The 12,447-nt window shown below is 62.2% G+C and carries 9 protein-coding genes; 5 read left to right on the top strand and 4 right to left on the bottom strand.

The window, feature by feature from the left end:
• Positions 1 to 294: 294 nt before the first annotated feature.
• The 4 genes from AC07YV_RS22450 to AC07YV_RS22465 all read right to left on the bottom strand — a co-directional run bounded on the left by AC07YV_RS22450 (position 295) and on the right by AC07YV_RS22465 (position 6,225).
• The gene (locus tag AC07YV_RS22450; RefSeq protein WP_102701405.1) at positions 295 to 846 is read right to left on the bottom strand and encodes a DUF2889 domain-containing protein; all 552 of its coding nucleotides are present in this window, start codon (positions 844 to 846) and stop codon (positions 295 to 297) included.
• 3 nt (positions 847 to 849) lie between these two features.
• A complete protein-coding gene (locus AC07YV_RS22455; protein WP_102701404.1) occupies positions 850 to 2,622 on the bottom strand; it encodes an arylsulfatase in 1,773 nt (590 codons plus the stop codon).
• 77 nt (positions 2,623 to 2,699) lie between these two features.
• Positions 2,700 to 4,163: a coniferyl aldehyde dehydrogenase gene (locus AC07YV_RS22460; protein WP_102701403.1), complete on the bottom strand. Its 1,464-nt coding sequence runs from the start codon at positions 4,161 to 4,163 to the stop codon at positions 2,700 to 2,702.
• A gap of 10 nt (positions 4,164 to 4,173) precedes the next feature.
• Positions 4,174 to 6,225, bottom strand: a complete 2,052-nt coding sequence (locus AC07YV_RS22465) for an alkyl/aryl-sulfatase (RefSeq protein ID WP_102701402.1) — start codon at positions 6,223 to 6,225, stop codon at positions 4,174 to 4,176.
• 325 nt (positions 6,226 to 6,550) lie between these two features.
• On the opposite strand from AC07YV_RS22465, the gene AC07YV_RS22470 reads away from it, so the two are divergent.
• From AC07YV_RS22470 to AC07YV_RS22490, 5 genes are all read left to right on the top strand, one after another.
• Positions 6,551 to 7,336 carry an enoyl-CoA hydratase/isomerase family protein gene (locus AC07YV_RS22470; RefSeq protein WP_102701401.1) on the top strand — a complete coding sequence of 262 codons (786 nt, stop codon included), beginning with the start codon at positions 6,551 to 6,553 and terminating at the stop codon, positions 7,334 to 7,336.
• A 30-nt stretch (positions 7,337 to 7,366) separates the two neighbouring features.
• A complete protein-coding gene (locus tag AC07YV_RS22475) occupies positions 7,367 to 8,614 on the top strand; it encodes a thiolase family protein (protein ID WP_102701400.1) in 1,248 nt (415 codons plus the stop codon).
• 11 nt (positions 8,615 to 8,625) lie between these two features.
• Positions 8,626 to 9,783, top strand: a complete 1,158-nt coding sequence (locus AC07YV_RS22480; RefSeq protein WP_102701399.1) for an acyl-CoA dehydrogenase family protein — start codon at positions 8,626 to 8,628, stop codon at positions 9,781 to 9,783.
• 72 nt (positions 9,784 to 9,855) lie between these two features.
• Positions 9,856 to 10,632 (top strand): SDR family NAD(P)-dependent oxidoreductase, encoded by a 777-nt coding sequence (locus tag AC07YV_RS22485; RefSeq protein WP_102701398.1) that lies wholly within the window; start codon positions 9,856 to 9,858, stop codon positions 10,630 to 10,632.
• Positions 10,633 to 10,671: 39 nt separating this feature from the next.
• Entirely contained in the window at positions 10,672 to 12,258 is a 1,587-nt protein-coding gene (locus AC07YV_RS22490) for a class I adenylate-forming enzyme family protein (RefSeq protein WP_102701397.1), read from the top strand.
• The last annotated feature ends 189 nt before the right edge of the window (positions 12,259 to 12,447 follow it).

Raw genomic sequence — 12,447 nt, forward strand, 5'->3', positions numbered from 1 at the left:
GCAGCTCCTACACGGGGGATTTGGTTATTTCTTCAGGAATATGGCAACGGGGCTGTCCTCGCGCAAGGCGTAACAGGTGTTGATCAGTCGGCCGGTAGCGTTGCGGTAAGCCTCTGCGTCTGCCGTCGTACGCGGCGCAACCATCGCCCGGGCCCTGTACCTGATCATCACGACCCATTTACCTGATCGCCACGGACCCTGTAGGAGCTGCCGAAGGCTGCGATCTTTTGATTTTGCTTTAAAAACAAGATCAAAAGATCGCAGCCTGCGGCAGCTCCTACACGGGGGATTTGGTTAGTTCTTCAGGTATATGGCAACGGGGCTGTCCTCGCGCAAGGCGTGACAGGTGTTGATCAGTCGGCCAGTAGCGTTGCGGTAAGCCTCTGCGTCTGCCGCCGTACGCGGCGCAACCATCGCCCGGGCCATGGGAATGGTCTGAAACGCCGTCGTGGCCATCGGCAGCAGCAACTCGGTCAAGTGCACGCAACCGCCGACCCCGCCAAACAGCGCTTTGATCCGTCGCGAAAACCCGGGGCCAATGCGTTCGCCGAGCAGCTTTTCATAGCCCGGCATCGCGCCACGGCATTGGCTGGTGGGCACATCGGGCATGGCCACGTGCACCTCTCGCACAACAAAGTCATCGTCCAGGGTCAGGCGCATGAACATGCCGTGATACGCCTGCCCCGCCGCTACCGTCCGCCCTTCAGCGAGGGTCACGGGGTGGGTCTTGCTGTCGTTCAATCGACCTTCGATGTCCCACAGCCCATCGGCCCGTAGAAACCCCTGGCACTCGACCTTGCGCCGGTGGATCAACCGGCGCCCCCACTCGTCCACTTCGTCGATCATCACTCAGACACCCTGCTTGCGACGCCGGCGCCAGACCAGCACGCCCACCAGCAACAAGATCACCGCCAAAAGCGGCGGTGCCACGGCCTTGAGCTTGGGAATGACCACATGTTTGAGCGCATACATCTGCCCCTGGTGCATGTAGTCATAACCGACCGGCATCGGCAGAACCCCGTTGGCGCGGGCGTACTCGGCATAGTCGGCCTGCATGCGCTGGAAGCGCTCCGGCATCTGCGCCTGCAAGTCGATCGTTTCACCGGGATCGGTGACGATGTTGTAGAGATGCCATTGTTCGTTGCCCACCGGCTTCAGGCTCTTGACCAGTTTGTAGTCACCCTTGAACAGGGCTGCGCTGCCGGACAGTTCATAGCCGATGGCCTGATCCTGCGGATGCACGCGTTCGGCCGTGCCTTGCAGCACTGGCACCAGACTGCTGCCGATCAGCGGTTCCACCGTTCGCCCCTGGTACTCGCCGTGATGCGCCGGCACACCGGCCACTTCCAGCAAGGTCGGGACGATGTCGGTGACGTGGGTGAAAGATTTGGCGATGTGGTTGGCCTGGATACCGGGCACGCCGGAGACGATCATCGGCGTGCGCAAACCGCCCTCGCCGGCAAAGAACTTGTAGCCGCTGAACGGCGAGGCCGCCGCGCTGGCCCAACTCGGGCCGATGCTGGTGAACGCACCCTTGCTGCCCAGGCGATCGAGCTCACGGGTGTAGTTCATTTCCAGCCACAAGCGGATCGCCGGTATCGCGTACGGGTCGGTCGGCTCACTGCCGTTATCGGAGAGGAACACGAACACCGTGTTGTCGTACTCGCCGCTGGCTTTCAGGTGCTCGATGAAACGGCCGATTTGCTGGTCCATGGTTTCCGCCATGGCGGCATAGACCTCCATGCGCCGCGCTTCGTAGCGTTTTTCATGGGCGTCCAGGGCATTCCAGTCGGCGGTGCTGGCCATGGTCTGCAGTCCCGCACCGGCGGGAATCAGGCCCAGTTCCACGGCACGGTCACGCCGGGCCTGGCGCAAGGCGGTCCAGCCCTGGTCATAACGGCCCCGGTACTTGTCGATCATGTCCTTGGGGGCCTGGACGGGAACGTGATTGGCCTGAAACCCCAGATAGGCGAAAAACGGTTTGCCGCCCTGTCGATCGGCGGCGATGTAGTCCATGGCCTTGTCGACGATAAAGGTCGAGGAGTAATAGTCCTTCGGCAGGTGCGCCGGCCGGCCGTTTTCGAACCAGGCCGCCTTGTCGTACAGCGGCGCGTAGGGCCGCTCTTCCCAGTTGTCCGAACCGCTGTCGGCCTGGATGAACGAGCGCTCGAAGCCGCGTTTGTCGGGCAAGGTGTCCGGGGTCTTGCCCAGATGCCATTTACCGGTGATGTAGGTGTTGTAACCGCTGTCCTTGAGCAGGCTGGCGACGGTGATGGCGTTGTCGTTGAGCACGCCGCTGTAGCCGGGTTTGCCCAGGTGTTCGTCGGGCATGGTCTCCGGCATGTTGCCGACGCCGTTGCGGTGGTTGTCGACGCCGGTCAGCAGCATCGAGCGCGTCGGCGAACAGGAAGCCGTGACATGGAAGTCGGAAAAGCGCACGCCTTCACGGGCCAGGGTGTCGATGTTCGGCGTGGCGATTTCGCTGCCGAAGGCGCCGACATCGCTGTAGCCCCAATCGTCGGCCACCAGGACCACGATGTTCGGGCGTTTGGGGGTGGCAAAAGCGTGAGTGCCGAAGGCGAGACAACCCATCGCCAGGACAAGAGGTTTCAACGGGATCATTCACGGGGTCCTTTGGGCGGGTAAGATCAAGAGATCGCAGCCTTGTAGGAGCTGCCGCAGGCTGCGATCTTTTGATTTTAAGATTTCAACAGAGCGCCGATGACCCGGCGAAACACCTTGCCATAAGGCGGCCGCAGCACCCCCATGACATCCCAACGCGGCGGCGTGAACACCGAACGCTCCAGGCTGAACGCCTTGAAGCCATACCCGCCGCGATATCGGCCAAACCCCGAATGACCGCAGCCACCAAAGGGCAAATCGGTCTGGAACAGGTGCTGCATGACTTCATTGATGCAAGCGCCGCCCGAATGGGTGCGTTCCAGCACATGCCGGGCTTCAGCGCGGTCGTTGCCGAAGTAATACAGCGCCAGGGGGCGCGGATGCCCGTTGATGTAGTCGAGCACCTCGTCGATGTGGCGATAGCCGCGAATCGGCAGCAGCGGACCGAAGACTTCTTCTTGCATCGCCAGTGTCGAGTCCGGCGGATCAACCAGCAGGGTCGGTGCGATCTTGCGCGAAGCACTCAAGTCCTCATTGGCCGGGTTGACCTCGATCATCCGCACGCAATGTTCACGGGCGTCTTGCAGGCAGGCCTGCATCCGCCGGTATTGCCCCGGCGTCGCCATGGCCGTGTAGTCGGGATTGTCCAGCAGCGTCGGGAACATGCGCCGCAGTTCGACCTGCATGCAGCTCAACAGGCGCTCACAGTCATCCTCGTGCACAAACACATAGTCGGGGGCGATACAGGCCTGTCCACTGCTGACCCCCTTCCCGCCCCAGATGCGTCTGGCGGCGTTTTCCAGGTCGGCGCCGCGGCCAATGACGGTCGGCGACTTTCCGCCCAGTTCAAGGGTCAGCGGCGTCAGGTTTTGCGCCGCAGCGCGCATCACCAAACGCCCAACCCTTGGGCTGCCGGTGAACACCAGATGATCCAGTGGCATGGCGGAAAATGCCGCGCCCAGTTCAGCGCCGCCGATAAAGCCTGCCACTTCGCTGTCATCGAACTGCTCGGCCAGCAGCTCGATCAACAAACCCGCCGTTACCGGTGACTGGTCGGAGAACAGGATGATTGCGCGGTTCCCCGCCGCCAGTGCCTCGGCCAGCGGCCCCAGCGCGATGGCAATCGGGAAATTCCACGGCGAAATGATGCCGATGGTCCCCAGTGGCTGATAGTGGATTTCAGCCTTCGCGCCCAGCCAGCCGCTCCCCAGCTCCGCCTTGCGACGCTCTGGTCGCATCCAGCGGCGAACATGGTCACGGGCATACTTGAGGCCGCGGATCGGCAACAGCACATCGGCCATCAGCGACTGATCATGGCTGCGCCAGGTAAAATCCCGGGCCAGCGCCTCGCACAGCCGCTGTTGATGATTGACCAACAGCGTGATGACCCGGTTGATGCGCTCGATCCGCAGTTCGGCCGAGGGCGGCCCCTCGACCCGGGACGCCGCCTGTTGTCGGGCCAGGACCGCGCGGACCCCGTCGATCGCAGCGTTGGCGGGCGTGGCGGCACAAGTGTCGATATCGTCCATCGCAGGGTACATGGTGCGGCTCCTATCGTGCCGGCGCATTGGGCCCGACCAGCTCAAAGTCCGGTGAGAATTTGTCCAGCGAACCGAGCACGTCATAGACCGCCAGTTTGCTGCCATCGATCTTGAGGTCGCCTTTGAACACCGCTTCGATCGGCGACACTTTCTCCGCCAGGATGGCGTTGAGCGTCTCGCGCGTCAGGGTCAAGGTGGCATCGGCCTGCTCGGCGTTGTAATCGGCGATGTAGGTCAACGCCGAGTTCTCCAGATTGAGCATGTAACGCTTGCCCGAGGTGCCGATGTCGGTGAAGTTCCAGTTGAGGACGATGTGTTTGCCCTCGACATCCGGGGCCTTCAGGCGAACGCCCAGGTAATCGAAAATGTTCTCGATGGTCAGCGCCCGAAGCATGTCGGGGCTGGCTGTGCGCAGCGGCGAAGCGAGTTTCTTGCCGCCGCTGCGGTGCTCCATGGCCGCCGCCAGGTAGCTGTTGCGCTCGACCGCCGACTCGGCCTGGTAACCCAATTGCTCAAGGGCATCGGCTGCCAGCTCTCGGGCTGCGCTGTTGGTGGGTTCGGCATAGGTCAAATGACTCATGGCCTGCGCCACCCAGCGGTACTGACCGTTGGCAAAATCGCTGCGCGCACGAGCCAGCACGGCTTCGGCGCCGCCGCCATACTCGACGAACTTCTTGCCGTAATCACCGTCGGACAACGCGTCCAGATTGGCCGGGTTGGCGTCATACCAGCCCATGTATTGCTGATACACCGCCTTGGCGTTGCGCTGCACCGACCCGTAGAAACCATGGGTGAAGGTTTCACTGGCCAGGCTCGCCGGGACGTGATCGCGCAGGTACTCGGCAATCTCCACCGGTTTGTAACCCTTGTTGATCAAGCGCAGGGACTGGTCGTGCAGCCACTTGTACATGTCCCGTTGCTTGGACAAATAGTTGACCACACGCTCGTGGCCAAACACCGGCCAGCCATGCTGCCCCACCAGGATGTCGGCGCCGGGCGCGAACTGGTGCAGAGATTGATTGAGGTATTTCGACCAGGCCAGGCCATCACGGATGGTCGCGCCGCGCAACGTCAGCAACTGATGCTGGGTCGGCAGTGCCAGTTCACCGGTATCGATCACCTTGAACTGCGGAAAATAGTGAATGAATTCGGCGGGCGCTTCGGTGCCGGGGGCGAGCATGTTGACGATCTCGACGCCGTCGATGGTTAGGGTTTGCACCGGCTGGCTGAGTTCCAGGGTCGGCGGGATCATCGTGATGGTGCCGCTGGACAACGCCTTGGCGCCGCCAAGGTCGATCTGGCCCTGGGCGCTGCGCGGCAACGTGGTGCCGAACTGGTACTCGGCGCGGCGGCTCATGGCGTTGCCGGCCATCACGTTCTCGGCCACCGAGGTTTCCATGAAGCCTGCCGGGGCAATGATCTGCACCTTGCCCGACTTCACGTCTGCTTCGTCGACGATGCCGCGAATACCCGCGAAGTGATCGACATGGCTGTGGTTGTAGAACACCGCCACCACCGGTTTGCGCGGCCGATGCTGGTAATACAGCTCCAGTGACGCGTGCGCCACTTCGGTCGCCAGGTTGCAATCAATGATGATCAGGCCGGTCTTGCCTTCGATGATGGTCATGTTGGTCAGGTCAAGACCGCGCACCTGATAGAAACCGTCGGTGACCTTGAACAGCCCGTTGGCCATGCTTTTGCGGGCTTGCTGCCACAGGCTCGGATTGACCGTCGCCGGTGCATCCGGGCTGTCGAGAAACTCGTAGCCTTTGAGGCTGTACACCACGTGCCCATCGGCCGCGGTGGTTTCGGCATCCGGCAGGCTGGCAATGAAGCCGCGCTGGATGTCGGCCTCCACCTGCGGATCGACGGCGGGCATGGTGTGCGCCGTGGTTGCATTGACGGCGATGGTCGCCGCGGTCGCGGCTTTCTGGCCTCCCTGCCCTGCGCTGTTTTCGACCGCTGGCAAGTGAACGCCGGTTTGCCCCCGCGACCATTGCAGCGCCCCGACAATGCTGGCGGCCAACACTGACACCGTCAGCACTACGCGGATTTTCTTCATCGCACGGTCTCTCTGTAATTGTTGTTCGAATACCGTTTCGATGGTGCAAGCAAGTGCGCCTGACCTGCCGGTCTTCTCGATCAATTCATCTGTCTTCACAGGCGTGCCCTGTAGGAGCTGCCGAAGGCTCGGGCCGCGTTCGGACGATCTTTTCAAGATCAAAAGATCGCAGCCTTCGGCAGTTCCTACAGGGATCTACGGTGTTTGGGGCATTCCCGGGGGACAAGCGCTTTCGTTGCAATGACCTGCGACCGCACCGCGCGCATTCCTACTATCGGCCCATCCACTACGCCAAATGCGCGACCAACAATAAAAGGGTGTTGTCATGAGTGAAGATGTCTTGCTGTATGAAATCGTCGGCCCGGTGGCGCGCCTGACGCTGAACCGGCCACGGGCCATGAACGCGCTGAACCTGGCGACACTGGCCGAACTCGAGCGTTGCCTGAATGACATCGCGCGCAACGACGAGCTTCGGGTGGTCATCCTCACGGGTAGCGGTCCGGCCTTCTGCGCCGGTGCCGATCTGAAAGAAGTGTTGGCCGGCGCCTGCCTGCCCGCTGGCGAAGCCGACTTCCTCGACCGCGCCAATCAGGTCTTCGCTCAGTTGCGCAACTTCCCCAAACCGGTGATTGCCGCGCTCAACGGCGTGACCATGGCTGGAGGCCTGGAACTGGCCATGTGCGCCGACATCGTGGTCGCTGCGCAAACCGCCACCCTCGCCGATGCCCACGCCAACTTCGGCGTCTACCCCGGTGCCGGTGGTGCGGCGGTGTTGCCACGCCTGATTCCGTTGAACGTGGCGATGTACCTGCTGCTGACCGGCAAATCGCTCTCGGCCACGGAAATGAAAAGCTACGGCCTGGTCTGCGAGGTCCACGCCGATGAACAGCTGGCCGACGCCACCCTCAGCCTGGCCAACCAGATCGCCAGGAAGAGCCCGATTGCCCTGCGCCGCATGAAAGAAGTCGCGCGCACGTCGGCTGACAAGTCCCGTGACGACGCCTTGCTGCATGAGCAAGTGATGTTGCGCCAGCACCTGCGCACCGCCGACTTCCAGGAAGGCCTGCAGGCCTTCGGTGAAAAACGCGCACCGAACTTCAAGGGCCGCTAGGCCACTCCCTGCAATTTTCAGGATCAGACAATGAACGATATCTACGTAGTGGGCGTCGGCATGACGCCCTTTGGCCGCTTGCTGGAGCGCAGCGTCTACGACATGGTCGACGAAGCCGTGGGCCTGGCGTTGAAAGATGCCGGCGCCAGCAGCGCCGACGTCGGCTCGGTGTACTACAGCACCATGACCAACGGCCTGTTGCAGGGCCAGACCGGCATTCCCGGCCCGATCGCCATGCGCCGCATCGGCATCGAAGGCGTGCCGGTGTTCTCGGTGGAGAACGCCTGTGCCTCCGGCTCGTCGGCGTTCAACCTGGCCACGCTGGCCTTGCGCGCCGGTCAATGCGACATCGCCCTGGCGGTCGGCGCCGAGAAAATGAACATCCCGGACAAGGCCAAGATGTTCGCCGTGTTCGACGGCGGCTGGGACGTGTCCACGGTCGAGCAGAACAAGCACACCCTGCTGGCCATGGGCGAAGGCATCGTGCCGCCGCCGGGCACCGTGTCCGAACGCCCCTACAGCGTGTTCATGGACGTGTATGCCGCCATCGCGCGCAATCACATGCTGCGTTACGGCACCACCCAACGGCAGATCGCCGCGGTGGCCGCAAAGAACCACCAGCACTCGGTGCACAACCCGCTCTCGCAGTTCCAGCAAGCCTTCAGCATCGACGAAGTGCTGGCTTCGCCTGCGATCTGCTATCCGCTGACCACGCTGATGTGCTCGCCGATCAGCGACGGCGCCGCGGCTGTCCTGCTGTGCAACGCCGAGGGCCTGAAGCGCTTGAAGCATGCCGGCGACCGCGCCGTTCGCGTACTCGCCAGCGTGGTGCAGACCGGCAGCAACCGCGGCCTGGATGAACCGGAAAAAATCATCGCCCACCTGGCGGCGAAAAAAGCCTACGACCAGGCCGGCGTCAGCCCTGGCGACGTCAGCGTTGCGGAAGTGCATGACGCCTCGGCCATCGGCGAAATCCTCAACGCCGAATCGCTGATGCTGGTGCCGTTCGGCCAGGGTGGCCCGGCCGCTGAACGCGGTGATTTCACCGTCGGCGGCCGGATGCCGATCAACCCGTCCGGTGGCCTCGAATCCAAGGGCCACCCGATTGGTGCCACCGGTCTGGGGCAGATCCACGAACTGGTCACGCAACTGCGCGGTGAAGCCGGCAAGCGCCAGGTCGAAGGTGCGCGCATCGCCATCCAGGAAAACGGCGGCGGACTGTTCGGCATCGAAGAAGCCGTGGTCGCCGTCAACATTCTCGCCAATAACAACATTTAAGGAGAACCCTCATGGGACACGTCATGCGCACCCCGGAACAACTCGAAGCCGTCGAGAGTTTCCGGCGTTTCCTGGCCGACAGGATCGACCCGGTGTTCAACAAGGAATACCGCGACAAATTCATCCCTCGGGAAAAGATGTCCGAGATCATGCGCCAGCTCACCGAGTTCGGCATGATCAGCGGCGCCGTCAGTGAAGAACACGGCGGCCTGGGCCTGGACTGGCCAACCCTGATCATGCTCTTCGAAGAAGTCGCCGCCTGTTCGGTGGACCTGTCGACGCCCGTGGTGATCAACTCCTTCGGCGCGCAGATGCTGGAAAAACTCGCCCCGGACCACCTGCGCGAGCGTTACTTGCCAGGGCTTATCAGCGGTGAGCTGTTCGTCAGCGTCGGCATTTCGGAGCCGGACGTCGGTTCCAATGTACTGGAGATCAAGACCCGCGCCCGCCGCGACGGTGACGACTTCATCATCAACGGTGAAAAGACCTGGATCAGCAACGGCTCCTACTCCGACTTCCTGATCTGCACCTGCCGCACCGGCGATGACCCGCGCAAGGGCCTGACCCACTTCCTGCTGGATCGCAAAGAACATCCCTACGAAGTGCAAGACATCCACAAGATCGCCTGGAACAGCCAGTCCACCGCGCAGATTTTCCTCAACGACGTGCGGGTTCCGGCCAGCAACATCATCGGCAAGGAAGGCGAAGCGCTGAAAAACACCCTGTCGTTCTTCGAGCGTTCGCGGGTGTTCGTCGCTGCCCAAGGCCTGGGCATCGGTCGTCGCGCGCTGGAAGAAGCCGTGCGTTACGCCAAGGAGCGCAAGCAGCACGGCAAAGTGATTGCCGGCCACCAGTTGATCTCGGCGATGCTTGCGGAAATGGCGACCCACGTCGATGCCGCCCGCCTGCTGACCTACCGTGCCGCCGAGATGATCGGCGCCGGCATCCCGGCGGAAATGGAAGCGGCCATGGCCAAGTACTTCGCCTGCGAAGCCGCCGTGACCATCGCCCGCCAGGCCGTGCAGATCCACGGCGGCGCCGGCGTCACCACCGACTTCCTGGTGGAAAAACTCGCCCGTGAAGCCATCGTCGTGCCGATTCCCGAAGGCACTTCGCAGATCCAGCAACTGATCATTGGCCGCGCCCTGACCGGGGTCAACGCGTTCTGATCAGCCGCCCGTTCCATCTCCAACAATAACAACCCGGCTCCTTCGAGCCGGGCAGCGAACAAGGACACCTTCATGCGCATTCAAGACAAAGTCATCGTAATCACCGGCGGCGCTTCGGGCCTGGGCCTGGCCACCGCACATTACATGGCCGGTGAAAAAGCCGCCCGCGTGGCGATCTTCGACCTCAACATCGAAGCCGGCGAACAGGCTGTGGCCGAGATTGGCGCCGAGCGCGCCATGTTCGTGCAGACCGATGTCAGCGATGAGACCTCGGTGCAGAACGCGGTCAACGCCGTGATCGGCAAATTCGGCGCCATCCATGTGTGCATCAACGGCGCCGCCGTACCGAACGGTTTCAAGGTGCTGGGCAAGGAAGGCAAGGCTGCGCCGCTGGCGAAATTCGCCCTGGCCACGGCGATCAACCTCAACGGTGTGTTCAACGTGATGTCCAAGTGCGCCGAGCACATGGCCAACAACGAAGCCGAAGGCGGCGAAGAGCGCGGTGTGGTGATCAACGTGTCGTCGGGGGCCGCCTATGAAGGCCAGGTCGGCCAGTGCGCGTATGCGGCGACCAAGGCCGGTGTGATCGGCATGAACATGCCCGCCGCTCGTGAACTGGGCGCCATTGGCGTGCGGGTCAACGCCATCGCTCCGGGCCTGTTCCTGACCAGCATGGTCGCCGGCCTCGACGAGAAGGTGCTCAACTCGCTGAAAGAACAGATGGAGTCGCCCAAGCGCCTGGGTGACATGCGTGAATTCGCGCATTGCTGCGCCTTCCTGATCGAGAACGCCTACGTCAACGGCGAGACCATCCGTCTCGATGCCGCGTCGCGCATGCGCGCCCGCTAAGCGCGTCACGGTCTTCTTGAGCCACTGGAGCAATCCACCATGAAAATGAATTTCAGCCGAATCATGCGCTTGCTCGCGCTGCGGCATCGCGACCGGGAGGCGATCGTCAACGTCGAGCGCAACCGGCGTTTCACCTACGAGCAGTACCACCTGCTGACCAACCGTATCGCCGACGTCCTGCGCTCCAGGCTGCAAGTGCGGGCGGGCGAGCGCTTCATGCTGATCCTGGAAAACGACAACCTCAGCCTGATGATGTTTCCCAGCACCTTCAAGCAGGAAGGCACGGTGGTCATGACCAACCTGCGCGACCCGCTCGACGAGCACGCGCGGCAGATCGACCTGGTCCGGCCGCGGGTGGTGTTTATCGAAACCCGCCTGCTGGACAGTTACTACAGCACGCTGCGCAGCCGCGATTGCGAGATCGTGGTGATAGACCCGCCGACGCCTGAGCAAGCTGCCCTCCCCGGCGTGTTCAGCTTCTGGCCGTTGGTGGAAGCTGCATCGGATCTCGACTACGACCTGAGCCTCGACAGCGACCAGCACATCTGCATGTTGCGTTTCACCGGTGGCACCACCGGCAAAGGCAAGTGCGCGATGTACTCGATCGATAACTGGATGGCCTGCCGCGACGCGGCGTTCATCAACACGGATCTGGGTTTGTCCGACCAAACACGGTTGCTGCACGTTTCACCGTTGTCCCACGGCACGATCATGTTGTTCTTCCCCACGGTTTACGGCGGTGGCACCAACATCACCCTGAATCAGCTGGACATGGAAAACTGGCGGCAGATTGTCGAAAGCGAACGCGTCACCCATTCGTTCCTGGTGCCGACCGTGCTGTATCGCTTGCTGGAAATGCAGCGCGCCAATCCGAAGGATTTCTCTTCGCTGACCACGCTGATCTACGGCGCCGCGCCCATGAGCCCGGACAAGCTTGGCGAATTGGTGGAGTGCTTCGGGCAGATTTTTGTCCAGGGCTACGCCGCCACCGAGTCGCCGATGATGATCGCCGCGCTGGACAAGGCTGCGCATCAACCCGGCAATGCCGCCGCCCTGCGACATCTGTCGTCGGCTGGGCGGCCTACCCCCGGTGTCGAGGTGTTCATCACCGATGCGGATGGCCTGCCGTTGCCGATTGGCGCAACCGGTGAGATCCGCATCCGCTGCAAAGCCATCATCAAGGGTTACTACGAAAACCCTGAAGCCACAGCCGCGGAATTTGAGGACGGTGCCTGGAAGTCCGGCGATCTCGGGTACATCGATGCTGACGGCTACCTGTACATCGTCGACCGGCTCAAGGACATGATCATCAGCGGCGGTTTCAACGTCTATGCGGTGGAAGTCGAGGCCGCGCTGGCGGCGCATCCGTCGGTGCTGATGGCAGCCGTGGTCGGCATCCCGCACCCGGAATGGGGTGAAGCGGTGCATGCCGAAGTGATCCTGCGTCAGGGGCAAACAGTCACGCCTGAAGAGTTGATCGCACAGACGCGCGCTCGATTGGGTGGCTACAAAGCGCCGAAATCCCTGGTGTTCGTGGATGAACTGCCCACTTCCGTGGTGGGCAAGGTATTGCGCCGACAGGTTCGCGAAAAGTACTGGCAGGGAGTTTCACGCAAGATCAGTTGAAATGCACACGGCCACTGTAGGAGCTGGCGAAGCCTGCAATCTTTTGGCGGTTTCGAAATTGCTTAAGATCAAAAGATCGCAGCCTTCGGCAGCATCCTACAGATGCATCCGATAATTTTGTGGGCGCTGGCGCGGCCTGCGATCTTTTGCGGTTTCGGAATCGCTTGAGATCAAAAGATCACAGCCTGT

Source organism: Pseudomonas sp. GW456-E7, assembly GCF_059424105.1.